Origin of the sequence: Nosocomiicoccus ampullae, assembly GCF_019357495.1 — a bacterium.
Lineage (GTDB): Bacteria > Bacillota > Bacilli > Staphylococcales > Salinicoccaceae > Nosocomiicoccus > Nosocomiicoccus ampullae.
In genome coordinates, this window is sequence record NZ_CP079110.1 from 375,792 (window position 1) to 402,136 (window position 26,345).

24 protein-coding genes are annotated in these 26,345 nt (G+C 34.9%); 19 read left to right on the top strand and 5 right to left on the bottom strand.

Annotated features, from left to right (window positions below; translation table 11 throughout):
• Nucleotides 1-9 precede the first annotated feature (9 nt).
• From KPF49_RS01975 to fabI, 3 genes are all read left to right on the top strand, one after another.
• Nucleotides 10-801 carry an NAD kinase gene (locus KPF49_RS01975; protein ID WP_183673527.1) on the top strand — a complete coding sequence of 264 codons (792 nt, stop codon included), beginning with the start codon at nt 10-12 and terminating at the stop codon, nt 799-801.
• A gap of 11 nt (nt 802-812) precedes the next feature.
• Complete coding sequence (mgtE, locus tag KPF49_RS01980) at nt 813-2,213, top strand: magnesium transporter (RefSeq protein WP_183673529.1); 1,401 nt, start codon at nt 813-815, stop codon at nt 2,211-2,213.
• Between the two features lie 69 nt (nt 2,214-2,282).
• The gene (fabI, locus tag KPF49_RS01985) at nt 2,283-3,050 is read left to right on the top strand and encodes an enoyl-ACP reductase FabI (RefSeq protein ID WP_183673531.1); all 768 of its coding nucleotides are present in this window, start codon (nt 2,283-2,285) and stop codon (nt 3,048-3,050) included.
• Between the two features lie 109 nt (nt 3,051-3,159).
• On the opposite strand, the gene KPF49_RS01990 is transcribed toward fabI, so the two are convergent.
• Nucleotides 3,160-3,885 (bottom strand): alpha/beta hydrolase, encoded by a 726-nt coding sequence (locus KPF49_RS01990; RefSeq protein WP_183673533.1) that lies wholly within the window; start codon nt 3,883-3,885, stop codon nt 3,160-3,162.
• 134 nt (nt 3,886-4,019) lie between these two features.
• Here KPF49_RS01990 and KPF49_RS01995 point away from each other — a divergent pair, with 134 nt between their 5' ends.
• Nucleotides 4,020-5,126 carry an AI-2E family transporter gene (locus KPF49_RS01995; RefSeq protein WP_183673535.1) on the top strand — a complete coding sequence of 369 codons (1,107 nt, stop codon included), beginning with the start codon at nt 4,020-4,022 and terminating at the stop codon, nt 5,124-5,126.
• A gap of 50 nt (nt 5,127-5,176) precedes the next feature.
• On the top strand, nt 5,177-5,866 hold the full coding sequence (locus tag KPF49_RS02000; protein WP_183673537.1) for a M23 family metallopeptidase: 690 nt from the start codon (nt 5,177-5,179) through the stop codon (nt 5,864-5,866).
• A 39-nt stretch (nt 5,867-5,905) separates the two neighbouring features.
• Here the strand turns inward: KPF49_RS02000 and KPF49_RS02005 are convergent, their stop codons facing one another.
• Nucleotides 5,906-6,310, bottom strand: coding sequence for a hypothetical protein (locus KPF49_RS02005; protein ID WP_183673539.1), 405 nt, complete (start codon nt 6,308-6,310; stop codon nt 5,906-5,908).
• 190 nt (nt 6,311-6,500) lie between these two features.
• On the opposite strand from KPF49_RS02005, the gene KPF49_RS02010 reads away from it, so the two are divergent.
• The 10 genes from KPF49_RS02010 to KPF49_RS02055 all read left to right on the top strand — a co-directional run bounded on the left by KPF49_RS02010 (nt 6,501) and on the right by KPF49_RS02055 (nt 19,697).
• The gene (locus tag KPF49_RS02010; RefSeq protein WP_183673541.1) at nt 6,501-7,295 is read left to right on the top strand and encodes a gluconate 2-dehydrogenase subunit 3 family protein; all 795 of its coding nucleotides are present in this window, start codon (nt 6,501-6,503) and stop codon (nt 7,293-7,295) included.
• 11 nt (nt 7,296-7,306) lie between these two features.
• Nucleotides 7,307-9,034: a GMC family oxidoreductase gene (locus KPF49_RS02015; RefSeq protein WP_183673543.1), complete on the top strand. Its 1,728-nt coding sequence runs from the start codon at nt 7,307-7,309 to the stop codon at nt 9,032-9,034.
• A 26-nt stretch (nt 9,035-9,060) separates the two neighbouring features.
• Nucleotides 9,061-10,791 (top strand): GMC family oxidoreductase, encoded by a 1,731-nt coding sequence (locus KPF49_RS02020; RefSeq protein ID WP_183673545.1) that lies wholly within the window; start codon nt 9,061-9,063, stop codon nt 10,789-10,791.
• Between the two features lie 206 nt (nt 10,792-10,997).
• Nucleotides 10,998-11,768: a twin-arginine translocase subunit TatC gene (tatC, locus tag KPF49_RS02025; protein ID WP_183673548.1), complete on the top strand. Its 771-nt coding sequence runs from the start codon at nt 10,998-11,000 to the stop codon at nt 11,766-11,768.
• 69 nt (nt 11,769-11,837) lie between these two features.
• Nucleotides 11,838-13,322 (top strand): UDP-N-acetylmuramoyl-L-alanyl-D-glutamate--2,6-diaminopimelate ligase, encoded by a 1,485-nt coding sequence (locus tag KPF49_RS02030; RefSeq protein ID WP_183673550.1) that lies wholly within the window; start codon nt 11,838-11,840, stop codon nt 13,320-13,322.
• Between the two features lie 45 nt (nt 13,323-13,367).
• Nucleotides 13,368-14,924, top strand: a complete 1,557-nt coding sequence (locus KPF49_RS02035) for a peptide chain release factor 3 (protein WP_183673553.1) — start codon at nt 13,368-13,370, stop codon at nt 14,922-14,924.
• A gap of 184 nt (nt 14,925-15,108) precedes the next feature.
• The gene (locus tag KPF49_RS02040) at nt 15,109-15,900 is read left to right on the top strand and encodes a TerC family protein (RefSeq protein ID WP_183673555.1); all 792 of its coding nucleotides are present in this window, start codon (nt 15,109-15,111) and stop codon (nt 15,898-15,900) included.
• On the top strand, nt 15,890-17,254 hold the full coding sequence (locus KPF49_RS02045; RefSeq protein ID WP_183673557.1) for a S1C family serine protease: 1,365 nt from the start codon (nt 15,890-15,892) through the stop codon (nt 17,252-17,254). The genes KPF49_RS02040 and KPF49_RS02045 overlap by 11 nt, the downstream gene beginning before the upstream one ends.
• A 94-nt stretch (nt 17,255-17,348) precedes the next feature.
• Nucleotides 17,349-18,698, top strand: coding sequence for a TrkH family potassium uptake protein (locus KPF49_RS02050; protein ID WP_246562775.1), 1,350 nt, complete (start codon nt 17,349-17,351; stop codon nt 18,696-18,698).
• 81 nt (nt 18,699-18,779) lie between these two features.
• Complete coding sequence (locus KPF49_RS02055; protein ID WP_183673560.1) at nt 18,780-19,697, top strand: DUF1307 domain-containing protein; 918 nt, start codon at nt 18,780-18,782, stop codon at nt 19,695-19,697.
• An 18-nt stretch (nt 19,698-19,715) separates the two neighbouring features.
• Here KPF49_RS02055 and nhaC read toward each other — a convergent pair whose 3' ends face one another.
• The 3 genes from nhaC to KPF49_RS02070 all read right to left on the bottom strand — a co-directional run bounded on the left by nhaC (nt 19,716) and on the right by KPF49_RS02070 (nt 21,953).
• Nucleotides 19,716-21,143, bottom strand: a complete 1,428-nt coding sequence (gene nhaC / locus KPF49_RS02060; protein ID WP_183673562.1) for a Na+/H+ antiporter NhaC — start codon at nt 21,141-21,143, stop codon at nt 19,716-19,718.
• A 99-nt stretch (nt 21,144-21,242) separates the two neighbouring features.
• A complete protein-coding gene (locus tag KPF49_RS02065; protein WP_183673611.1) occupies nt 21,243-21,416 on the bottom strand; it encodes a DUF2187 family protein in 174 nt (57 codons plus the stop codon).
• Between the two features lie 81 nt (nt 21,417-21,497).
• Nucleotides 21,498-21,953 (bottom strand): sigma-70 family RNA polymerase sigma factor, encoded by a 456-nt coding sequence (locus KPF49_RS02070; protein WP_183673564.1) that lies wholly within the window; start codon nt 21,951-21,953, stop codon nt 21,498-21,500.
• Nucleotides 21,954-22,146: 193 nt separating this feature from the next.
• On the opposite strand from KPF49_RS02070, the gene KPF49_RS02075 reads away from it, so the two are divergent.
• The 4 genes from KPF49_RS02075 (at nt 22,147) to KPF49_RS02090 (ending at nt 26,345) form a co-directional block, all read left to right on the top strand.
• A complete protein-coding gene (locus KPF49_RS02075; RefSeq protein WP_183673566.1) occupies nt 22,147-22,662 on the top strand; it encodes a competence protein ComK in 516 nt (171 codons plus the stop codon).
• A gap of 1,471 nt (nt 22,663-24,133) precedes the next feature.
• On the top strand, nt 24,134-24,955 hold the full coding sequence (locus tag KPF49_RS02080; protein WP_183673567.1) for a hypothetical protein: 822 nt from the start codon (nt 24,134-24,136) through the stop codon (nt 24,953-24,955).
• 55 nt (nt 24,956-25,010) lie between these two features.
• On the top strand, nt 25,011-25,733 hold the full coding sequence (locus tag KPF49_RS02085; RefSeq protein WP_183673569.1) for a WecB/TagA/CpsF family glycosyltransferase: 723 nt from the start codon (nt 25,011-25,013) through the stop codon (nt 25,731-25,733).
• Nucleotides 25,734-25,751: 18 nt separating this feature from the next.
• Complete coding sequence (locus KPF49_RS02090) at nt 25,752-26,345, top strand: YveK family protein (protein ID WP_183673571.1); 594 nt, start codon at nt 25,752-25,754, stop codon at nt 26,343-26,345.

The window sequence follows — 26,345 nt, forward strand, 5'->3', positions numbered from 1 at the left end:
GCGATCGCTTTGCGATTTACAATTATCTCAAAAAACGATGAAAAATCTAAACAAACGAGAAGCTATATTACACAAGAGTTAGAAAAACGCGGCATGAAAGAAGATAAAATTAAACCTGAAATTATTATTTCAATCGGTGGCGACGGTACGTTACTCGGTGCGTTTCATATGTATCAACATTTACTCAGTGAAACGATGTTTGTCGGTGTACATACTGGAAATCTTGGGTTCTATGCAGATTTTCATCCTGAAGAATCGGATTTACTTATCGATTTAATCGACCGTAAGGAGTTCGTTAAAACAGAATTCCCACTTGTACATGTTAAAGTGCATACTGATAATGGTGAAGAAAATCATCTCGCGTTAAACGAAACAACTTTAAAAATGGTACAAGGCTCGACGCTTGCGATTGATGTTGGGATTGGTGGTAAGCATTTTGAAAAGTTTAGAGGAGACGGGATTTGTATCTCGACACCATCTGGTTCAACGGCTTATAATAAGTCGCTTGGTGGTGCTTTAATTCACCCGTCATTTCAGTCGATTCAATTAACAGAAATCGCATCAATTAACAATAGAGTATTTAGGACGATTGGCTCGTCGATTATTTTACCAAGTCACCACACGTTAAATGTGTATCCAAATAAAAATGATACGCATTTACTGACAATCGACCATTTACATTTTCAGTTAAACGGTATTTCATCGATTGAATATAAGGTGGCAGAAGAAACAATCAAATTTGCGAGATTTAGACATTTCCCATTTTGGCATAGAGTCAGGGAGTCGTTTATCTCAAGTTAGAGGTGAAAGAGTTGTCAGTAGACACAGATACAACAAATACAGACCATGTAGAAGACATCGAGAAAAAAGAAGCATATGATGAGCTAATTGTTCTTTTAGAAAATGAAGATTATGAACCATTTAGAGAAAACTTTTTAAAGCTACATGAATACGAACAAGGTGAGTTCTACTCATTATTAGATAACGAAGATAGAGATAAGCTTTACCGCTTATTAAGTCCAAAAGAGATTTCAGACTTTTTCGATACGCTAACGTTATCTGATGAAGAAATGGAAGAAATACTTACAGGTATGGATGCGAGATACGCTGCGCAAGTTCTTGGAGCGATGCAGTACGATAACGCAGCCGACATCATGAATTTCTTACCAAAAGAAGTGATGATGAGTTTCTTAGCATTAATGGAAAGAGACGACCGCGAAGAAATTCGCATACTTATGAACTACGAGGATGATACCGCTGGTGGTATCATGACGACAGAATTCGTTTCAATCGATAGTGAAATGACTGTCCACCAAGCGATGGAACACTTAAGAAGAGTAGCACCAAATAGTGAAACAATTTACTACATCTTCGTAACAGATATTAATAATAAGTTAGTCGGTATTATTTCATTACGTGATTTAATTATTGCTGATGAAGATGAATATATCGGCGATATTATGAAAGAACGTGTAATCTCAGTTAACGTATCAGATGACCAAGAAGAAGTCGCATATGTGATGAGAGACTATAACTTCCTCGCGGTTCCGGTACTGGATTATCAAGAACATTTAGTTGGTATTATCACAGCAGACGATATCATGGACGTTATCCAAGAAGAAGCGGAAGAAGACTACTATAGATTAGCTGGTATGAGTGATGAAGGATCACCACTTGATGATTCATCATTCACAGCAGCGAAGAAGCGTTTGCCGTGGTTAATCGGTTTAACATTAATGGGTATGATTACAGCGACGATGCTGTCGACATTCGAAGATACATTAGAAAAAGTAGCATTACTTGGTGCATTCATACCAATTATTGGTGGTATGGCGGGTAATGCAGGCACGCAAAGTCTAGCAGTCGCAGTTAGAGGACTTGCGACAGGTGACATTAAACGTGCAAGTTTACTAAAGCTTGCAATGAAAGATATATTTACTGGAATGATGACAGGAATAACGTGTGCGGTACTACTCTTTATTATCATTACAATCTTATTTGGTCAACCAGTTGTCGGATTAATTGTCAGTGTGTCGTTATTTGTTGCGATGACAGTTGCGACATTAACTGGGACATTTATACCTATGGGAATGTCAAAACTCGGTATTGACCCAGCGGTCGCAAGTGGACCATTTATAACGACGTCAAACGACATTATTAGTTTAATGATTTACTTTTCTCTCGCGAATGCATTAATGGGTGCCTTAACATAGATATTCGTTGCATTTTTCAAAGAAATCTTTAAAATTAGTAGTAGGTACTAATACGAATGGAGGATTCTCATGAATTTAAAAGGTAAAACTTATGTAGTGATGGGTGTCGCAAACCAACGTTCAATCGCTTGGGGCGCAGCGCGTGCTTTAGATAAAGCAGGTGCAAATATCGTATTCACAACGCTAAACGATCGCTTTAAAAAACAAATTGATAAATTAAAAGGCGAATTAGAAGGCGACCATGATTTTATGGTGAACTGTGACGTCACGTCAGACGAAGATGTTGAACGTGCATTTAAAGAAATTGGAGAACATACTGGTGGAATTGACGGTGTACTTCACGCAATCGCATTCGCTAATAAAGACGAATTAAAAGGCGGATACTCTGAAACGTCACGCGCTGGATTCCAGCTAGCATTAGATATTTCAGCATATTCACTTGCGATTGTTGCTAGAGAGGCTAAAAAAATACTTAACCCAGGTGGATCAATTGTCACGATGACATATCTTGGTGGGGAACGTGCAATCCCAAACTATAATGTGATGGGTATTGCTAAGGCAGCACTTGAATCTAGTGTAAAATATTTAGCACTTGATTTAGGTAATGAAGGATTCCGTGTAAACGCAGTATCTGCTGGTCCAATTCGTACACTAAGTTCATCAGGAATCGGTGAATTTAAAACAGTATTAAAAGAAATCGAAGAACGTGCACCTTTAAAACGAAACGTCGACCAATTAGAAGTCGGAAACGCAGTGATGTTCTTACTATCTGACCTCGCTTCAGGAATCACTGGAGAAATACTACACGTCGACTCAGGTTATCACGCAATGGCATAAAAATAGCGCTAGGACTTCTTGTCCTAGCGCTTTTAAATTTTATTGAAGAGAGTTCTATGAATCGTCTGCGACACTTAATTTTCACCGACGATAAACGACCTCGACTTAATTAAACGCCGTAAAAGAATTTTAGCGCATGCTCAATTTCTGGTTTCCAAGTTTTCCATATGTGCCCGCCGTCAAGTTCTTTATATTCGTAGCGTTCTGGAATAGTAAAGAGTACTTCATTGAGCTCGCGGTTAGGATCTAAGAAGTTTGCTTGTCGACCAGTAATTGTAATGAAGTCTTGCTCTTCTAGTCCAATTGTATGGTATAAGTGAATGTCTTTAGTGCCATCTGTCTCGACGATTTCATCATAAAACTCATCAGTTACTTCTGGACTAAATGCGAGTATATTTTTAAAGAGATTCGGATAATGAATACCGAGTTTAATACTAAAGCTTCCAGCTAAACTTTCGCCCATCAGTAAGCGGCTATCTCGACTATCTATTGTTGGGAATTTATCATCAACAAAGGGAACGAATTCTTTAGTGATGAACTCCATAAATGTTTCTGTATGTTCACCTTCTGGTTGGAAGTGATGGTTTCTCCATTCAACATTAGGGTAAGGAATACCAACCATAATTGCAGCTTCAATCTCATTATTTTTATAAAGTCGTTCATATATACGATTGATTTGCCCGTATTTAAAAAAGTCTTGAGAGTCGAACATATAATAAACGTGATATTTTTCGTTTATATTGAACTGTTTTGGTATATAATATTGAAAATCAATGGTTTCATTTAAAATAGTAGAGTTAATTTCACTATTATGAATGCCTGTTGAAAAGTTCATTTGTATACTCCTTTTTTAAAGATAGTGTATCGTACTTTACATGAATATTAAATGAGTAAGAAATTTAAAAGAACTACAGTTTTTTAATTTATAAGTGATATAATAATAACAAGTTTTAAAAAGGAGGCACTTCTATGTTTAATAAGATTTGGTTTCAAAGTGGTGTAGCGCTTATTATGACGCTTATCATTATATACATGGTCGTACAAGTTCAGTACATATTCGTACCATTTTTCCAAATCATTGCCACTATTTTTGTGCCAGTGCTTCTGGCTGGTGTGTTATTTTACATAACGATACCAATTCAAGAGTTTTTAGAAAGACATAAAGCACCACGTTGGTTATCTATGGTGTCTGTGTTTTTAATTATTACGATTGTAATTACAGTATTATCAATTTCAGTCATTCCAGTTGTAACTGAACAAGTTCAAAACTTAATTACACGTGCACCACTTATTCAACGTGAAATTCAAAGTTTTGTAAATACAGTACTGAATCAAAGAGAACGATTACCGTTTGAAGTAAACTTAAATGAAATTACAGATAAGGCATTTGAAACAGGTTCATCGATGTTTAGTAGCGTCGTTGCGAACGCATTTAAAATTATTATGAGTACAGTTTCAGTTGTTATTTCACTCGTTTTAGTTCCGTTTTTCTTTATTTTTATGCTAAAAGATCACGAAAAATTTGTACCAAGTATTACAAGACCTTTCACAGGACGTTTTAAATTATTTTTACTCGATACAATTAGAGATATCGATAAAACACTCCGTGCATTTATACAAGGTCAAATGCTTGTATCATTTATTTTATGTATTATTTTATTTATCGGTTACCAAATTATCGGTTTAGAATATGCATTATTACTTGCGATATTTGCGTTATTTATGAACGTTGTTCCGTTTGTTGGTCCGTGGGTAGCATTTTTACCTGCAGCAATCCTAGCACTAATTCAAGATCCGATTATGTTTGTGTGGGTCTCAATCATTACACTTGCTGCTCAGCAAATTGAGTCGAATATTATTACACCAAATGTTATGGGTCAGCAACTTGCATTACACCCGCTAACAGTTATTACAATCGTACTAGCGGCAGGAAATATCGCAGGATTTTTAGGAATATTAATTGCGATTCCGACATATGCAGTAATTAAATCTATTGTACAAAACATTTGGCGATATAGACGTGATTTAAGTCATACGTTAATTAGTGATATTGAAACACCAAAACGTAAATTTTAATTAGCGGAATCCTCTCTTTCATTCGATATAAGAATTAAGGAGGGGATTTTTTGAATCCAATTGAATATTTAAAAAAGTGTGGGTTTAAAATAACGAGTAATCCACATTTAATGCAACCGTTTGGGTATAGAAATTATACGGTGAATGGTTTTAACTATGATTCATACTGTGGGGGTTACCACCGTGCATATGATTTAGTAAAGTATGACGGTGCAGACATTCCAGCAGTGATTAGCGGGGTTGTTGTCAGAGGGACAAGTAACTATGGTAACTTTGGTGCAACGATTGTCATTGCGAATGAAGCACTCGGTATACAAGTGATTTACGGGCATTTAAAAAGAAATTTGACAGTGAATATTGGAGAACGAGTAAAATTTGGTCAAACCATCGCAAGGCAGGGAAACACGAATAATTTAAACGCGCCGATGGCCAGTCATTTACACATTCAGTTTCAACCATATGGCTATTTACGAGAAAAAGAATTTGTTTGTAATGGTATAAGTGCTAAACAGATTGACCTAAGAAAAGATAAACATTTTAGCGGAGTATTTATACCTCGGTTTAATATGAATATCAGAAAGACAAGCAGTTTAAATGGAAAAATTTTAAAAGTTGTAAAGCCAAATAGTCAACTATCATTTAATAGTGTAGTCTTTAAAGACGGACATTACTGGTTAAAATTAAAAGAGGGCTATGTATCTTCAGGCACAAAAAGCGAGCAATACGGAAGATTTAACTAAAAAAAGGGATACAAATCTACGGATTTGTATCCCTTTTAATTATGCACGGCGTGTACCTTGACCAACACCGTCGTCGATCTCTTTTAGCATTCTATTAATTGTAACCTGGTTAAACATTTCTACAACAAAGATTACAACAAATGCATATACAATCGCAAAACCAGCTGGTAAGATTGTACCTTTTGTTACTGTTAAAACAAGTGCTGGAAGTAAAACTGCAGCTATGTATAATACAAGCATAATTACACGATTTGATTCGATTCGATCTTGTGCAGCTTTAATTTTTGGACCGAATTCACGTGTCACGTAATCTAAGTCAGCATCGTTTGCTCTGTCTTCAGTATCGAAAACATGTGTCACGATTGGTAAATTAGAATACTTATCTGTTTCATAACGAAGGTCCATGTGGTCATTTGGCCATCTTAATGCTTCAAAAAACTTCATTATTCGGAAACTCCCTTTCTTATACTCTTATCTCCTTAATTATAGACAACTTCACTCTATTATTCAAAGCCTATTCAAACAAAAAGACACAAAAACTTCATAAATTTAAATTAAACTATTACATTATGAGCATAAAGGTGTACAATTGTATATATCATATATTAAGAGATTAATTTAAGGAGTGAGGAAAATGTCGGAGGAGAAACAATTCTCAAGACGTGATTTCCTGAAAACTACGGGTGTAGCAACAGGTGGTATTATCGGAGGAAGTCTTCTTGGAGGTTTAATTGGATTTAACCTCGATGGGGATTCAAACAATAAATCAAAAGACTCTGGTGACAATGAGGGTAACGGTGGACAAGACGAACACGGTGGCCACGGCGGCGGAGGTTCGTTTGACGTACCTGATAGAGGTCGTATTTTCTTTGAAAACGATTCAGATTTCGCAACAATAGAAGCGGCGATGGAAAGAATTTTCCCAGAAACGGACGTTGGACCGGGAGCAAAAGAACTCGGTGCAGCATACTTCTTAGATGGACAACTTGCAGGCGCATATGGCTTTAACTCTAAAGAGTATATGCAAGGACCTTTCTACGAAGGCTTACCAACTCAAGGTTATCAATCTAACTTAAACCGTGGTGAATATTTCAGACTTGGTATTAAAAAACTACAAGATGAAGCACAAGATCGCTTCGAAGAAAGCTTTTCAAATATTGATGAAGACAAGCAAGATGAAATTCTTCAAGATTTCCAAGATGATAAAGTCGACTTCGGAGTACCAAAATCAACAGCAACTTCAGGATACTTCTTTACGATGCTTCGCTCAGCAACGTTAGAAGGGGCATATTGTGACCCAATTTATCATGGAAACAGAAACATGGAAGGTTGGAAAATGAAACAATTCCCTGGACATCAGCACTCATACTTAGACGTGATTGATGCAGACGAATTTAAAGAGATAGACCCATTACCAAACTTTAGCTAGGAGAGAAATAAATGGCAAAGAAATTAGATAAAGTAGATGTCCTCACTGTCGGAGCAGGCTGGACAGGCGGAATCGTCGCAGCAGAAGCGGCAAAAGAGGGACTAAAAGTAGTCAGTCTTGAAAGAGGTAAAAAAAGAGGCACAGAAGATTATCAGCACGTGCATGACGAATTAAAATATGCGATTCGTTATGAACTTATGCAAGATATTTCTAAAGAAACATTAACATTCAGAAATGAACCAGACCAACGTGCATTACCAATGCGTCAACAAGGGTCATTCTTACTTGGAGATAACGTCGGTGGTGCAGGTACACACTGGAACGGTTGGGTATATAGATTTTTACCTTATGACTTTGAAATTGAAACTCAAACGAAAGAAAAGTACGGTGAAGATCGCCTTCAAGAAGATGATGGATACCGCTTTAGAGACTGGGGTATTACATATGATGAGTTAGAACCATACTTTACACAGTTTGAAGAGACTGCAGGTGTCGGTGGAACAGTCAACCACTTCGAAGGTGAAAGAAGTAAAGACTATCCAAACGGTCCAATGGTTCAAACAAAAATGATGAAAATGTTTGAAGATGCAACAAATGATATGGGTTATCACCCACACTTTTTACCATCAGCAAACATGTCTGAAGCATACGAAAATCCAGATGGTGAAAAATTAAATCCATGTCAGTATTGTGCGTTCTGTGAGCGTTTCGCATGTGAATACGACGCGAAAGCTACACCAGAAGTGACAGTATTAAAAACTGCACAACGTCACGATAACTTTGAACTTCGTACACATTGTAACGTCGTAGAAATTTTAACTGACGATGATGATGATTCTAAAGTTACAGGTGTTAAATATGTAGATACACTAACTAAAGAAGAATTCATTCAACCAGCGGATATCGTTGTATTAACAAGTTACGTATTCAATAACTACAAATTATTAGCAGTTTCAGATATCGGTGAACAATATGATCCGAAAACTGAAAAAGGATCACTTGGACGTAACTATTGTTATCAAACATTCGGTGGTGCTAGAGGATTCTTTGACGAACAATTTAACGTCTTCATGGGTGCAGGTGCACTAGGTATGTCTATGGATGACTTTAATGGAGATAACTTCGATCACGAAGACTTAGATTTCTTACACGGTGGTAGTATCACAATTACTCAACTTGGTTCAAGACCAATTGTGACTAACCCTGTACCAAAAGGAACTCCTTCATGGGGTGCAGACTTTAAAGAGGAATCTGTTAAACAATATACGAGATCTTTATCAGTTGCTGGACAATGTGCATCAAGTCCACATAAAGATAACTATCTTGACTTAGATAGTGACTATAAAGATGAATTTGGTGTACCACTCGTACGATTAACTTACAACTTCACAGATATGGACAGAAAAAGAACAAAATATCTAGCAGAACGTTGTGGAGAAATTTTAGAAAAAATGGGTGCTAAAAAAGTAGATGTTGACGATGAATTAGGCGACTATGACATTGTTCCTTACCAATCTACACACAACACTGGTGGTACTATTATGGGTGATGACAGAGAAACATCTGTAGTTAACAATTGGCTACAACACTGGGATAGAGATAACCTATTCGTTGTTGGTGCAGGTAACTTTGCGCATAACTCAGGTTATAACCCAACAGGTACAGTTGGTGCTCTTGCGTATCGCTGTGCTGAAGGTGTAATTAAATATTCAAAAGATAAAAAACGTTTAGAGAAGTAATAATTTATTCTTAGGGGTAGATTTTAATGGCTAAAGAGCTTGAAAAAGTCGATGTTGTAACGATTGGCGCCGGTTGGACCGGCGGAATCGTTTCAGCTGAAACGACTAAAGAAGGCTTAAAAGTAAAAAGTTTAGAAAGAGGTCCATACCGCGATACGAATGATTATCAGCACGTTCACGATGAGTTAAAATACGCGGTGCGTTACGAGTTAATGCAGGACGCTTCAAAAGAAACTTTAACATTTAGAAATAAACGTGATGAGCGTGCATTACCGATTCGTAGATTCGGATCATTTTTACCAGGACAAGGTCGCGGGGGTGCCGGTACGCACTGGAATGGTCAGACAGACCGCTACATGAAATATGATTTTGAAATTAAATCAATGACAGAAGATAAGTACGGTAAAGATAAGCTTTCAGAAGATGATGGCTTTATGTACCGTGACTGGGGAATTACGTTTGATGATATGGAACCATATTATGATACGTTTGAGAAAACAGCAGGCGTAAGTGGTGAAGAAAATCCACTTGGTGAGAAACGTTCTAGCCCGTACCCTAACCCACCAATGGTAAAAACGAAAACATTAAAAATGTTTGAAGATGCTGCGAAAGAATTAGAACTTCACCCAATTATGATGCCATCATCAAATATGTCGCAAAATTACGTTAACCCTGATGGTGAAACGTTAAATCAATGTCAGTATTGTGCATTTTGTGAAAGATTCGCATGTGAATACGACGCAAAAGCAACACCTGACGTGACAGTACTAAAAACAGCTGAAAGAACAGGCAATCATGAAATTCGTTACAACTCTAACGTCACTGAAATCGTGACAGATAAAGACGACAAAAAGAAAGTTATAGGAGTCAAATTTATCGACACTGAAACTCACGAAGAGTATTTCCAACCAGCAGACATCGTTGTACTTTCTAGCTTCGTATTTAGTAACTATAAATTACTCGCAGTATCTGATATTGGTAAACAATACGATCCAGAAACTGGTAAAGGTACGTTAGGAAGTCATTACTGTTACCAAACAGGACTTGGTGCAACAGGTTTCTTCGACGATCAGTTTAATACATTTATGGGTGCAGGAGCACTTGGTATGATTTTAGATGACTTTAACGGAGATAACTTTGAGCATGAAGACCTTGATTTCATTCATGGTGGTTCAATTCACTTCACTCAAACAGGCAGTCGTCCTATTTTAACGAATGTTGTTAAAGAAGACACACCGTCATGGGGTAAAGACTTTAAAGATGAGTCGGTAAATAACTTCACACGAACACTTGAAGTGTATACGATGGCACATACAGGCCCGCACCGCGATAACTATTTATCTTTAGATCCAACGTATAAAGATGCTTACGGTAATCCGCAAGTGCGTCTGACTTATAATTGGACAGAAAAAGATAACGCGCGTAACAAATATCTCGTAAAACAATGTGAAGAGATTTTAAAGAAAATGGGTGCTAAACATATTGACGTTGAAGACGGAGATATCGGTGACTATGATATCGTTCCGTACCAGTCAACAAACTTAGCAGGGGGTACTCCAATGGGAGATGACCCTAAGAACTCTGTAGTTAACACTTGGCTACAACACTGGGACAGAGATAATCTATTCGTCGTAGGTTCAAGTGCATTCGTTCATAACTCAGGTAACAACCCAACAGGAACAGTATGTGCACTCGCATATCGCTGCGCTGAAGGTGTTATTAACTACCACAAAGACAATAAACGTCTAGAAAAATAACTAGAAGCTAAGTGAAACTTAGCTTCTTCTTTTTATGATGTTTTTTAAAACTAAAAACTATATTATAATAAATACATAATTCCATTCATCCTATTCTTTAGGTAATCATTAATTGAATTAATACTTATAGTTGTAAACTCTATAGATATGAATTTAGAGTAGTAAAACTTCAATTAATGGTTGAATGATTAAGGTGGTACATAATTATGTCTAATGAACATGAATATAAAGAAGTGCCAGTAAATAGAAAACGTAAGAAGCTAACCCAAGAAGATAATATGGCACCGTTAATGGACCATATTTTAGATTTAAGAGCTGTCGTTATAAAATCAGCACTTGTTGTTGTATTATGGTTCGTAATTATATTTGCGACGGTAAGTTGGTGGTTCCCGTACGTTTCTAAAGGCGCAAATATTGTAGTATTAGGACCATTTGAAGTGATTCGATTTTATCTTCAAACTTCAGTATCGATTAGCCTTGGATTATCTGTTCCTTTTATCTGCTGGTTTTTATGGGGCTTTATGAAGCCTGGACTCGTTGAAAGAGAGACGGCGTTTATTAAAAGTTCATTGCCAGGGATGTTATTCTTATTTGTCGCAGGGCTTTTATTTGGATATTTTGTCGTCCATCCGATCAGTTACTTCTTCTTAATTTCTCTAGGTGAGAAGAACTTTGATGTTATTGTAACTGCTGATGAGTATATGGCATTCCTACTCATGACGACGATTCCGTTTGGTCTAATATTTCAACTACCCGTCGTTATATTATTCTTAAATTATATCGGTCTACTAAATGCAGAAACGATGGTAAAAATTAGAAAGTATGTATACTTCGGGCTACTCGTAGTAACAGCACTTATTATGCCGCCGGACGTATTTACTCATCTAATTACACTCGCGCCGATGATTGCATTATACGAAGTTAGTATCGTATTGATACGACGACGTGAAAAGAAACAACAGAAAAAGACACAATAAAATGCGCCGTTATAGGCGTATTTTATTTTGATTGTTGTATAATTGAATCAAACTGTTAGAGGTGAAAAGATGAAAACAGAACAGTTAATTTCATTGTTAAAAATAAAAGAAATTTACGGTGATTTACCAGATGAAGTGACGGATATTACTGTAGACTCTAGAGAAGTAAAACCGGGCACAATTTTTGTAGCTTTAAAAGGAATTGAAACTGATGGTTTTAATTATATAGATAGTGCGGTTGAAAATGGTTCACAGTTAATTTTATCAGATAGAAAAAAAGACCTACCAGAAGGTGTCGGGTTAATTAAAGTAAAGGATCCGTCAAAAGTATCGGCACTTTTTGCGGAATATTTATACGACTTTCCGCACGAAAGTATGACGATGGTTGGTGTAACAGGAACAAATGGTAAAACAACAGTTTCTACAATGATTCATAATTTAAGTATTAGTATGTCTAAGAAAAGTGCGTATTTAGGAACAAACGGGTTTAAGGTTAACGAAGATACTTACCCTTCTTTAAATACGACACCTGAGACAACAAGACTCCACAAACGCTTAAAAGAAGCTGTTGAAAGAGAAACTGAAGTTTTTACAATGGAAGTATCTAGTCATGCATTAAAGCTTGGCCGTACGTTTGGAATTGACTTTGATATTGTCATATTTACGAATATGACGCAAGATCATTTAGATTTTCACGGTACGATGGAAGACTACGGGTTTACAAAAGGATTATTATTCTCTCAACTCGGTCAAGATTTAAAAAAGACGAAATACGTCATTTTAAATGATTCAGACCCTTGGTCAAAAAAGTATCGTTCAATGACACCACATGAAGTGGTCACATTCGGTTTTAATGACTCTGCAGATTTTTATCCTAAAAATATCGAAGGAAGTCTAGAAGGGACGACATTTACGCTAGTTACACCTGAAGGAGAATACAATGTAAAATCACCGTTTGTTGGAGATTATAATATTGAAAATTTAATGTGTGCGATTATTAGTGAGTGGCTACAAGGCTATAGCTTAGAACGTATTATCACAGCAGTTGAAGATATGAAAGCAGTGTCTGGACGGTTAGAAGTACTAGATAACCGTTTACCATTTAACTTAATTATCGATTTTGCGCACACACCAGATGCACTAGAAAAAGTCATCGAGACGATTCGACCATTCAATACCGGTAGACTTATTACTGTATACGGGATGACTGGTGAAAGAGATTATTCAAAAGCAAAAGAGATGGGACGCATTGCGAGTATGTCAGACTACGTTGTACTGACAGTAGATAACCCAGGAAATGACGATAAAAACATGCTCATTGAAATCGTTGAAGAAGGAATGACGCATAATAACTATGCAAAAGAAATCGATAGAGAACAAGCAATTAAAATAGCAATTGACTACGCACAACCTGGAGATACGGTATTTTTAGCAGGTAAAGGACGAGAGCCGTATCAAATTATGGAAAATCATGTAAAAGAACCCCATCGAGATGATTTAATTGCATTAAACTTTGCGTATGAAAAATATAACTTTCCAGGATATGAAAACTAACATTTTTTACTAATATACTTTTAAAAATAGTGTTAAGGAGATTTTATGGGACTAAAAGAAGAGATTAATAAACGAAAGACGTTTGCGATTATTTCGCACCCGGACGCAGGGAAAACAACGTTAACTGAAAAGCTATTATTATTTGGTGGAGCGATTCGTGAAGCTGGAGTTGTTAAAGGAAGAAAAACAGGTAAATTTGCGACATCTGACTGGATGAAAGTTGAACAAGAACGCGGAATTTCAGTGACGAGTTCTGTCATGCAGTTTGATTTTGACGGTTATAAAGTAAATATTTTAGATACACCAGGACACGAAGACTTCTCTGAAGATACGTACCGTACGTTAATGGCTGTTGATAGTGCAGTGATGGTAATTGACGCAGCAGAAGGTATCGAGCCGCAAACGTTAAAATTGTTTAAAGTTGCAAAAATGCGTGGTATTCCAGTATTTACTTTTATTAATAAGCTCGACCGTGTCGGTAAAAATCCGTTTGAATTACTAGAAGAAATTGAAGAAACTCTAGATATCGAAACGTATCCAATGACATGGCCAATCGGAATGGGGCCGAGTTTCTTTGGAATTATTAATCGACGCACAAAAGAAATAAATCCGTACCGTGAAGAAGAGATGTTACAACTAAACGATGATTACGAACTTGAAAAGCCGCATGACATCGAAAAAGATTCTGCATTTAAAGAGTCGATTGAAGAGTTTATGCTCGTTGAAGAAGCGGGTGATGAATTCAATAAAGAAAAAATCGCAACAGGAGATCTAACACCTGTATTTTTCGGTTCTGCATTATCTAACTTCGGAGTTGAAGAATTTTTAGATACATTTGTAGACTACGCACCAAGTCCAAACGCACTTGAAACAAAGTCAGGCGAGGTGATTGAACCGACTGAAGAAGAATTCTCAGGATTTATCTTTAAAATTCAAGCGAACATGGACCCTAAACATAGAGACCGACTCGCATTTTTACGTATCGTCTCTGGTGAATTTAAACGTGGGATGGATGTAAAACTTCAGCGTACAGGTAAAAAACAAAAAGTTACTCGAGCGACGATGTTTATGGCGGATGATACAGAGACTGTTGACGTCGCATACGCTGGAGATATTATTGGATTATATGATACTGGAAATTATCAAATTGGAGATACGTTAACTTCAGACAAACATATCGAGTTTAAAGAACTACCGCAGTTTACACCAGAGTTATTTATGAAAGTATCTGCTAAAAATGTGATGAAGCAAAAGCACTTCTATAAAGGAATTGAACAGCTCGTTCAAGAAGGTGCGATTCAGTATTATAAAACGATCCACACAAATCAGCCAATTATCGGTGCAGTTGGTCAACTTCAGTTTGAAGTGTTCGAGCACCGTATGAAAAATGAATATAATACAGACGTTGTTATGGAACCAATCGGACAAAAGCAAGCGCGCTGGGTAGAGAATGAAGAAGATATTACGAATCAAATGGATACCCAGCGTTCAACACTTGTGTACGATAGATACGACAACAAAGTATTTTTATTTGAAAATGATTTTGCATTAAGATGGTTTAGCGAGAAATATCCAGATATTAGGTTATATAGTTTACTTTAATTCATTAAAGCTATATAATTGCTACAAATGAATAATATATGGGGAGTAACGCTAGGTAACTAGTAACACATCGTCATTACGGCAATCTGCCCGGTGTGTTAGACAATATATTTGTTCAGTGAGACCATAGTAAGTAGACGATGTCTATTTACTATGGTCTTTTTTAAGTTTAAGGAGTGAAGATATGGATGTATCGATTTTATTAGAATATGGATGGGTATTAATTGTACTCGTCGTACTTGAAGGATTACTTGCAGCAGACAACGCAGTGGTGCTTGCTGTAATGGTCAGACATTTATCACCAAAAGACCGTAAGAAAGCATTATTTTATGGACTTCTTGGGGCTTTCATCTTTAGAATGGTCGCGATATTACTACTCGTATGGCTCGTTCAATGGTGGTTTGTTCAAGCAATCGGTGCGTTATACCTGTTCTACGTTTCAATTAGTCATTTAATAGGTATATATAAACATAAGAACGATAGTGAAGAAGAAAAAGAGCGAGAACTCGAAAAACATGAGAAAAAAGGCTCTGGATTATGGATGACTGTACTTAAAGTTGAAGTTGCAGATATTGCGTTTGCGGTAGATTCAATTTTAGCAGCAGCTGCAATCGCACTCGCATTACCAAAAGTTGGTGGAGATTTCTTCGGAGTAAACATCGGTCAATATACAGTGATGTTAGTCGGTGGATTAATTGGCGTTATTATTATGCGTTTCTTTGCGAATTGGTTTGTAAAATTACTTGCAGAACGACCAAGTTTAGAAGTTGCAGCATTTACAATTGTCGGATGGGTTGGTGTGAAACTAACAGTATTAACACTTTCTCATGAAGCAGTTGGCATTTTACCTGAAACTTTCCCACAATCTACAGTTTGGAAACTCACATTTTGGATTGTGATGCTAGTAATCATTCTAATTGGATGGTTTGCAGGTGGTAAAAAAAAGAATGTGAAGGATGATGTTAATGCGTCATGATGACGATAAGAGAGAAACTTTCGAAGATAAATACAGACGTAGAGCACATGAATTAGATCAGCATGATACTGTACAATTCGAACGTGTTAAAGATGAAGACACTGAAGCTTCGAACGAAGCACCTAAAGAAGAATTTACGCGTCAAAATAGAGAAGAAAAAGAAATGAATGACACATCAAATAATTTTAAGCCTCGTAAAAGTGGGATGAGTCCAGTACTTGCTGGTTTACTTGCAGGACTACTTGGTGCGCTATTAATACTTGGTGCGTATCATTTTTTCTTTAATGAAAATAATACAGACGATGTCGTAGAAAAACAAAGTAAAAATACTGAAGATGTAAGACAAGAAATCGAGCAATCACACGGTGATAAAGTCGTGACAGATACAATTGTTGCGGTTGAAAAAGCACGACCAGCCGTTGTTTCTGTTTTAAACTTACAACAACAAACATCTTTTTTTGGTACAGAGCTGTCAGATGAGTTATTAGAAGCAGGCACTGGATCAGGTGTGATTTACAAATTAGACGGTGATTATGCGTATATTGTAACGAACCACCACGTAATTGACGGTGCGTCTGATGTTCAAATTAATACAGCAGATGGAGAAACGATTGAAGCGGAATTACTCGGTTCAGATGTTTGGACAGATCTCGCGGTACTTCGCGTACCTAAAGGTAACATTGAAGACGTCATCGAATTTGGAAATAGTGACGAGCTACTTGTCGGTGAAGATGCGATTGCTATTGGTTCACCACTCGGTGATATGTTTAGTGGCTCTGTTTCTAGAGGAATTGTATCTGCATTAGATCGTGCGGTTCCAGTAGATATTGATGGTGACGGCACAATCGACTGGGAAGCGACTGTACTTCAAACTGACGCAGCGATTAACCCTGGTAACTCAGGAGGCGCACTTGTGAATAGTGACGGTCAGTTAATCGGTATTAACTCGATGAAAATTGGGTTAGATAACGTTGAAGGAATTGGTTTTGCGATACCTTCAAACGATGTGCAGTCTATTATTGAAGAGCTAGAAAACGGTGGAGAAGTAGACCGTCCATTTATAGGCTTAAGTCTTGTAGACTTATTCTTAATAAATGATAGCGATAAAGTGAGATATTTAAAATTACCAGAAGATGTTACTGACGGTGTCGTTATTAGTGAGGTTCAGTTAGGATCTCCAGCAGACCGTGCAGGTATTAAAGAACTTTCAGTCATTACACAACTTGATGATACTGAAGTAAAAAGTGCAATGGAATTTAGACAATATTTATACAACAATAAAAAGCCAGGAGATACAATAACAGTCACGTATTATTACGATGGTCAAAAAGAAACGACAGACGTTCAACTTTAAAAGATAACGAGTAAATCTCGTTATCTTTTTTATTTTAAAATAAATTGAAAGATGAGAGTAATAAGCGTATAGTATTTTTTAAGGAGGAGGCGCCGTGAGATTTATTAGTAACATGCTGAACCGTATGACACCACAGCGGTCAATATTTTTATATTATTTAAGTGCATTAATAGTTTCTACATTATTAATGCAGTTGCCGTTTTTTTATAATGACGATACATATATAACTTTTATGGATACGCTATTTGTTACTGCTTCCGGTATCTCCGTTACAGGGTTAACGACAGTAAATATCGTCGACACGTTTAATACGTATGGAATTATTCTTTTAATGTTTATTTTAAACCTTGGCGGTATTGGAATTATGGCGATGTCGACATTTATATGGATACTTCTTGGAAGAAAAATAACTCTAAGAGAACGTACTGCGATTATGGTCGATAATAGTCGCCAAGTAATTTCAGGTGGTGTTCAGCTCGTTCTTAACATCGTATCGTTGCTATTTTTAATAGAATTTATCGGTGCATTCATTTACACGTTAGTTTTCTATTATAAAACTGAAAACTTTTTAGATGCGCTCCTTCAAGGAACATTTTTATCAGTCTCTGCAACGACGAACGCTGGATTCGACTTATACCACCAATCATTAATTGGTTATAGTGATAATTACTACATCATTATTCCAGTGATGTTTCAAATTGTGTTAGGTGCGATTGGTTATCCAGTGTTAATTGAAGTGAAAGAATATTTTAGTCGAAAAAATCCATATTTTAGATTTAGTTTATTTACAAAAGTTACAACGTCAATGTATGCGATATTATTTTTACTCGGTACTGTTTTTTATTTGCTGATTGAGTGGAACGGATCACAGTTTAACAATTCAATATTGTCAAAAGTAACGAGTGCAGTTTTTATGAGTGTCTCTACACGTAGTGCTGGAATTACTATTGTAGATCCTTCGTTATTAAATGAAGCGACGCAATTATTATTTAGTATGCTGATGTTTATCGGGTCATCACCATCAAGTGCTGGTGGTGGTATTCGTACCACGACACTTGCGATTTTAATACTGACAATCATCGCATTTTCTAAAGGGGAAGAGCGCCCGATAATTTTTAAACGTAGTATCGCTAGACAAGATACTGAACGTGCATTTATCGTGTTCTTTCTTGCTATCGTACTTATGTTTTTAGGTATATCGATTATTACATTTGTAGAAGGTGACAGACATAGTTTAATGTCGATTATTTTTGAGGTTGCAAGTGCATTCGGAACGTGTGGAATGTCAATGGGAATTACTGAAGATTTAAATACGACTAGTGAACTCATTTTAATCTTCTTTATGTTTATTGGACGCGTTGGATTTTTAAGTTTCTTACTTAGTTTCGGTGATAACCGTAAATCAATTATCAAATATCCAACGGATCGTCTAACAGTTGGCTAAAATGAATTAAAAAAATGCTATACTAATTTTAAGGATGCTTATTGCATCCTTTTTTTAATTATAGTTGGGGTGTTTTTATTCATGAAGAAAAAAATATTATTAACAACATTAGTAGTAACAACTTTAGCAGGCTGTAATCATGAAACTGAAGAAGAAAATCTAGATGACGTTACGATGACTCAGGAAAAAGTTGAACAAAAAAATGAGTTGCAATATGACAAATTTAAAATGGAAGATGATACGTTATATTTAAAAAATGGTGACGAAGAATCAGAGGTTACACTGACGCATTCAGATGACGTATTAATTAAACAAAAGACAACTACAAATAGTACATATGAAGCAAGAGGTTATAAAGATAAAACCGACGCTAAGAAAAAGTTAATCGAAGAAAATGAAGCACTTAAAAAGAATCAAGACGGTGTTGAGTATAATCTAGATTTAAGAGACAAAGATTTTACTGAAACGTTAACGATTGATTATGAAAATGCAGATTTAAATTTAGTCGCAAATATCCCTGAAGATGAAGATACAGAAGGTGTTTATATTAGTTATGACCAAATGAAAAATACGTTATTTATGAGAGGGTATTATACTGAAGGTGAAGCGACTGCGAATTTTGAAGCCCAAGAAGAGATTGAAGGAACAGGAACGATTGAGCGTAAAGACAATGAAGTGATCGCCTTTAATATGGATGTCGTTCTTCCATATGAGTCTCAAGAACTGACTAAAGATGAAGCGGTTGAACAATTTACACCACTTCAAAAATATTATAAAGAAATGAGTAAGAAAGAGGGTATCGATTTATCTTTATCATTTGAAGAAAACGGTATGCATTTTAAACAAAATGTCGATTACGAGGAAGCGGACGCTGAAGATGTGTTTAAAATTGAACATGTCGATGAAACACCGACAAAAAAAGATTTAAAAAAATTAAGAGAGTACTCTAATCAAGTTGAAATGTTTTCACGTTACGGTTTACTCTATAAAGAAAAATAAGAGCGGGAAATCCTGCTCTTATTTTATTTCATTTGGATAATATTTTTTATAAAAGTTTAATTTATCGTCATCTGTAATTTTCTTAATACCGATACCTGTCGCAGCGAGTATTAGCGCGATGATTGGTGCAGCGTAGTTCATGACAGCAAAAGGTCCATATTCAAGTACTGAAATACCGAGTGCTCCGTATATAAAAACGCCATCTGTACTCCACGGAACAAGTGCAGACGTCACAGTTCCGCCGTCTTCTAATGTTCTTGATAAGTTACTCGTATCGAGGTTATTATCAACAAACGGTCGAACGAACATTCTTCCAGGTACAATAATTGAGATGTAATGCTCTGCACACGTTAAGTTAATAAAAATCGCAGAGAGTAACGCACTGGATACTAATCCGAATGTATTTTTCGCGAATTTTAAAATATGATCTAAAATAACTTGTAACATGCCAGAGTGTTCCATAATACCAGCAAAACTCATCGCAACAAATGTCATCGTCACTACAAACATCATATCCATCATACCACCGCGGTTAAATAGGACGTCAATCGACTCGTTAGAGGTCGTAATCTCAAATCCGTCAATTAGCGTTGTTAAACTTGATGCTAACGAATCATTTTGTACAAATAACTGTGCGAGCGTTCCAAGAAATGCCCCAACGAGTAGTGCAGGTGCTGGTGGTACTTTAAATAATATAACTGCTAAAACAATGACTGGTGCAAGTAGTAACCACGGTGAAATAACAAACGCTTCAGAGATATTTTGTCTAAGAGTTTCGATACTATTTAAGTCAACAGATGTATTATTAATATACTTTACGGTGTACCACTGAAAGACGATTAACGTAATAATAACAGCAGGTACTGTCGTGTAAAGCATATGTTTAATGTGTTTAAAAATATTTGTGTGTGTTAAACCAGATGCTAAATTTGTCGTGTCAGAAAGTGGTGACATCTTATCTCCAAAAAATGCTCCAGCAACAATCGCACCTGCTGTTGGACCAAGTGGGATGTTTAAACCAACACCAATTCCGAGTGACGCGATACCGACAGTTGCGATCGTTGACCATGCGCTCCCAATTGTTAATGAAACGATCGAACAAATAATAACGACAGTGACTAAAAAATACTTCGGACTGATTATATTTAACCCGTAGTAAATCATTGTTGCTACAATACCACCGCCGACCCAAGAACCAATAACAAGTCCAACAAGTAAAATAATGATCAGTGCAGGTAGCGCTAATTTAATGCCACGATACATAAAATCTTCGATTTCAGACCATGAGTATCCATGGAAATAAGCGATTCCTCCTGCGACGATGGCTCCGATAATTAACGGGATATGTGGTGTAATGTCCAGTACAACGACGCTATATAGCATTGTTGTAATCATAACTAAAAATGGTACAAGTGATGTAATAAAACGAAATGGACGCTTATCCATAGCGCTACCTCCTTTAAAATATAATATTCATAATTATACATAATATTTTAATAAATATAAACAAAAAACGGCCAAATTAAATTTGGCCGTTTAAAATTATTACTTTTTAATTTTATAACGTTTATGATTTACAACTGTCTTTTCAAAATCTTCATTTTCGTTCCAGTCCTCGTTAATTGTAATGTCAACAATGACTGAGTTTTCATTAATTTTTTCTACTTTACCAAGCATACCGTCAAATTCAACAATATCGCCGACTTCTGCTGGTACAATTTCTTCTTCGTCTTTGTTCTTACTCACATTAACCCCTCCAAAAGAATCGTTATACTATTATACAATTTTTAGTACAATTTCTCAATAAAAGTGCGAGTAGAGTGTCTTCCTTGCGCTTTTTCTTATATTTTTTGCTGTAGATATACTAACGTTTAAATATTTTGCAATTTCTACAAGTGCGTAACCATCTAAAGTCATGGTTAACCACGCATACTCTCTATCAGTGAGTTTATCTTTCACACCGATTAAGTAAAAATCTATATCACTGAATTTTGTAGAAAACGTATCGAGTATCGTGTCCTCAGTAATTGTAAAACGATCTTGCCGTTTAGATTCTCTACGAATTTCGTCAATCATTCTTTGGTAAATCATCGTATATACAAACTGAGATTCTTTACATTTTGTTTTATCGTGTTTCTTTAATGCTTCATATACTGCGAGTCTACCAATCTGCATATACTCATCAATGTCATATAAAATGTTAAGTTTGTTAATTATAGAACGAATCATCGGTTCGTAAGAAGTGATAATTTCCATGTTAACTCCTGTAAGAATCGATTCTTAAATTATTTCCGGATAACTATAATTTACTGTGTTCTTTAGAGTTTTAATAATCGCTTTAGTTAACAAAAATAAACATTATTAAATATAAAAGTTAACATTTGAATGAAAAAGCACTTAAAATGATGTATAATTTCATCTAATACTAAAAATATGTGAGAAAGGGTAAATGATGAAAGTACCGAAGCACTTTAAAAGAGATGTCATGTACATTGAACCAATATACGACGAAATATATATGTGCCAGGCCGTGTCAGCATCGGGAGTTATACGTTATAAAAAGTCATCTGAACAGTGGCTGAATGAGTATTTAACCTATTTTTATTCGACAAATTTAGCGGCTATTAGAAGTCATGTTAAAATTAACTTTGACATACATAGAATGATTCCGATTTGCGTGGATTTAGATTATCAGTTTATTTTATTTCCGTTAAATTCTAGTAAAAACAAAAATGTTTATTTTCTAAACTTATCGAAAGTGTATCGATTTTTTAAAAGAGAAAATCAAACGGTCATTGAATTTATATGTGGGGAGGAGTTAGTCGTCGACATACCACTCTCACAATGCGAAAGTCAGTACAATAAAGCGACTAGAATTTACGATAAGTACGTTAAATTTAAGCAATTTAGAGAACGTTATTTAAGCACAACTGTCGAGACAATCTATACAATCAACCATAAATAATACGCGTGTATAACACACGGATATTTTATACTCATGAAACTTCTAAAAACTCATTAATTTTTACTTTTAAATTAGCTTTTAATTTTAAGTAAATCTTAAAGATCCTATAACTCTTAAAAAATGTAGTAAAAAAGAATAAGCAATATAAAACAACATTAAAAATACTTATATGGATAAAATAACCACCTTAGAGAGACGTTAAATATTTTTAGGTATAAGAACGTTAAAATTATTACCTCTCTATTGGGCTAATTTAATATTTTAAAATTGAAATTCATTTCGATTTAATTGATTAGTGGTCATTCAAGTAGTTTAATTTATAGTATATTAATAACTTTAAAATGTAAGGACTGATTAAATTTTGGATTTCTTTCTTAACCATATTCTAATCGGTTATATAGTAATTCCTGTACTAGTAATTTTTGGAATATTTAAAATGAAAAAGAATGATAATAAAACGCAAGTAAAATCTGTTATATCTTTTTTAATTATTTACTTGATTCTAAGAACAGTATATTTGATTTTATTTTTATAGTTAAACGGTTAAGAGGTACAGAATAGACTGTTTACATGTTTATAACTTTTAAAGTTTAAAAAGCTCTAAAGTGTTTATATGAAGGAGCTATGTAAACACGGTGTTGTAAGTGCATGTAAAAAGTATGCAAATAAAAGTGAACACTTAAAATCAAGGTGTGAAAGTAATGACTATCTATAATAAGTAAAGTAAGTGATTATAAAAACAACTACTAGGTCAAAAAAATCAATATTCTGTTTTGATGAGAGCAAAATATTTTTGACTATGTAGTTGTTTTTTATATTTTTATTTTCTTTCAATGAATTAGATGTTTTTATATAAATTTTTAAAAATAAATAATAAATATAAATACACATAAAAATGTAAATAAAAACTTAAGCATAAAAAATATTCCTTTCAAATTTAAAACTTATAATATCATTCGATTATTTGTTTTTACAATGTTATTTTGTCATAGATATATAATTTAACTTTAATTTTCCAACAAATTTCTTGATGATAAATAAGCTCTTAATTTTCTGTCAGTTCATACTTATTTTCAATCTAAGCAGCAGTTCTTTCTGGTTGAAATATAAATTTATAGCAATTACATGAGTTCGTCTCTTTCGATGTCCAGTTACGCGTAGAGAATATTTAAATCATTATGATGATTAACAACTTTGTCTATTATAAAGTCCTCTTCATATCTTAATCTTTATAATAAACTAAATCATTTGTAAAAACGATTATAGATCTTTATAAACCGATAAACAGTCTTTATAACGACCAAAATACAACCATGACAAGGACTTTAAGACCTCTAAACATTTATATATAAACGTTATTTAAACACAACTGTCGAGACAATCTATACAATCAACCATAAATAATACGCGTGAAAGTTGTATAAGTCCGTCGTTTTCATTAAAATTATTATATTGTGAAAGAGGGATTATTATGGAAATTAAAGTAAAAGTAAAAGACCGTGAACATCAGTTAGAAATCTTTAAATATAAACTATCACTTGAAGATAAAGTTAAAGAAATTATTAAACATTTAACAGACGATTTACCGTACTTAACGCATGAAGTATCTAAGTTAACATATAACGACTATAACTATAGTGAGTTATACGAAATGAAATTAAGCAAATTATTTGAAGCATTAGACAAAGTGACACTTGAGTCAGAGAACTTAAAACTCGATCTATCAATTATTGAAGGCAAGAGTAAACAACTTGCCCATTTAAATTTAGACTATTCACAGTTTATAAAAATGTGTGACTTATATTCAGATATTAAAGATGAGTACCATGTTCCAAACGGTACTATTTTTTACATTCAACAAGATGAAGAACAGTATGTCATTCGTAAAGAAGAAAATCATTTAGAGTTTTATAGTTTTAAACAACAATTCGACGAAGCGTTTAAAGAATCAGATCGACTTCCATTTTTTATTATTGAATTCAAAGCAAAAAATGAAATGTCACAAAAAGACATTCACTGGATTAAAAAGTATCGTTATCCAAAAAAAGAAAAGAAAAACCCAATGATTCACATCGATGTCGCGAGAGTTTCTGAAAGTATATTAAACGACATTACTACACTCGTGCATCGTTTATATACGATTATTGGGCGTTTTCAGCGTGCAAACGTACCATTCACTGAAACAGATAAACTTCCAACATATACAGAGTTAAATCGAAAAGTTTCGATTGGATACGTACCGATTTTACAGTTAGAGCGTGCGTTACAACAAAAGAAAGGCCCGAAAAGATAAGAAAAAATCCCTGAAATAATGTATTATATATATAGTACTGAAAGTAGGGAAAAACGTGGAAAAAGACCGTGTAAAATTAGTGGATATTCCATTTTTAAATGCCACGCGTAAAGAATTTGTTAATATTTTAAAAGAAAGACTCGATGACGAAAAAAAGACCTTCGTCGTGACTGCAAATCCAGAAATATTAATGAAAACTAAAGAAAACGCAAGATATAAAGCAGTCGTTAGAAATGCTGACTACGTTGTTGCAGACGGAATCGGTGTTATTCTTTTATCTAAATTAAAGAAAACTCCGTTAAAAGAACGTATCGCAGGTTTCGATTTAACAGAAGATTTACTCGAGTATGCGAATGAAAAACAATTAAGTGTTTACTTACTCGGAGCAAAAGAAGAAGTCAATGAAACAGCTGCTTTAGAAATTGAGCAAAAATATAACAAGCTTAAAGTTGTCGGAAGACATCACGGCTATATTGGCATTAAAAATCGAGAAGTTTACTTAGAATTATTAGAAAAAGAGCCAGATATCGTATTTGTTGCTCTCGGTGCGCCGAAGCAAGAATTGTTTATAAGAGAACATATAAAAAAGTACGACAAAGGATTATTTATAGGGGTCGGTGGAAGCCTCGATGTACATGCAAAAGCGGTTAAACGTGCGCCAAATATTTGGATACGCTTGAATTTAGAGTGGCTGTACCGCATGTTAAAACAACCAAGTCGTATTGTAAGGAATTTAAAAACGTTTAGGTTTATGATTAAAGAATTGTTTAAGAATTAAGTATTTAAGGAAGATTTTATGTCAAAATTTCAAAACTCAAATAAAACTTTTATATTAGTACTTTCTACATTGATTGGTGGTATACTTGCTTCTCTTTTCACGCTAATTTTTATCCCCGATCAATACAACGCGACCGCGGAATTTAAAGTACATACTGAAGAATCAGTCGATCCAAATATATATGAAGCGATCATTAAATCAGACAAAGTCGTAAAAGAATTAAAAGAAGAAGAAAATATTACGACACCATTAAAAAAATTAAAACATAAAATAAAAGTGGATTTTAACGAAGAGAAAAAGACGTTAAAAGTATCACTTAGCTTAGACAATAGAAGACATTCAGTACTCGCTACAGATGGACTTGCTAAAATCGCAACAGAAGAAATTGAGTCATTTGTTCAAGGGAGTACGATTGAATATGTAAAAGCACCGAATGACACAGTCATTGAAGACACATCGTTAAAAGTAAAACTCGTCTACATCATTATCGGATTACTCGCAGGACTTGGAATTGGTGCAGCAATATATGCATTAAAAGAACCAAAGAAAAAAGGGAAACAAACAAAAGTAGACACAGAATATACTTTACTCGGTTCAATACCAAAATATTAA

Bases quoted from the DNA above. Each gene is read 5' to 3' on its own strand.
- fabI (WP_183673531.1), top strand. From the start codon at position 2,283: ATGAATTTAAAAGGTAAAACTTATGTAGTGATGGGTGTCGCAAACCAA.
- KPF49_RS01990 (WP_183673533.1), bottom strand. From the start codon at position 3,885: ATGAACTTTTCAACAGGCATTCATAATAGTGAAATTAACTCTACTATT.
- KPF49_RS01995 (WP_183673535.1), top strand. From the start codon at position 4,020: ATGTTTAATAAGATTTGGTTTCAAAGTGGTGTAGCGCTTATTATGACG.
- KPF49_RS02005 (WP_183673539.1), bottom strand. From the start codon at position 6,310: ATGAAGTTTTTTGAAGCATTAAGATGGCCAAATGACCACATGGACCTT.
- KPF49_RS02010 (WP_183673541.1), top strand. From the start codon at position 6,501: ATGTCGGAGGAGAAACAATTCTCAAGACGTGATTTCCTGAAAACTACG.
- KPF49_RS02015 (WP_183673543.1), top strand. From the start codon at position 7,307: ATGGCAAAGAAATTAGATAAAGTAGATGTCCTCACTGTCGGAGCAGGC.
- KPF49_RS02020 (WP_183673545.1), top strand. From the start codon at position 9,061: ATGGCTAAAGAGCTTGAAAAAGTCGATGTTGTAACGATTGGCGCCGGT.
- tatC (WP_183673548.1), top strand. From the start codon at position 10,998: ATGTCTAATGAACATGAATATAAAGAAGTGCCAGTAAATAGAAAACGT.
- KPF49_RS02030 (WP_183673550.1), top strand. From the start codon at position 11,838: ATGAAAACAGAACAGTTAATTTCATTGTTAAAAATAAAAGAAATTTAC.
- KPF49_RS02035 (WP_183673553.1), top strand. From the start codon at position 13,368: ATGGGACTAAAAGAAGAGATTAATAAACGAAAGACGTTTGCGATTATT.
- KPF49_RS02040 (WP_183673555.1), top strand. From the start codon at position 15,109: ATGGATGTATCGATTTTATTAGAATATGGATGGGTATTAATTGTACTC.
- KPF49_RS02045 (WP_183673557.1), top strand. From the start codon at position 15,890: ATGCGTCATGATGACGATAAGAGAGAAACTTTCGAAGATAAATACAGA.
- KPF49_RS02055 (WP_183673560.1), top strand. From the start codon at position 18,780: ATGAAGAAAAAAATATTATTAACAACATTAGTAGTAACAACTTTAGCA.
- nhaC (WP_183673562.1), bottom strand. From the start codon at position 21,143: ATGGATAAGCGTCCATTTCGTTTTATTACATCACTTGTACCATTTTTA.
- KPF49_RS02070 (WP_183673564.1), bottom strand. From the start codon at position 21,953: ATGGAAATTATCACTTCTTACGAACCGATGATTCGTTCTATAATTAAC.
- KPF49_RS02075 (WP_183673566.1), top strand. From the start codon at position 22,147: ATGATGAAAGTACCGAAGCACTTTAAAAGAGATGTCATGTACATTGAA.
- KPF49_RS02080 (WP_183673567.1), top strand. From the start codon at position 24,134: ATGGAAATTAAAGTAAAAGTAAAAGACCGTGAACATCAGTTAGAAATC.
- KPF49_RS02090 (WP_183673571.1), top strand. From the start codon at position 25,752: ATGTCAAAATTTCAAAACTCAAATAAAACTTTTATATTAGTACTTTCT.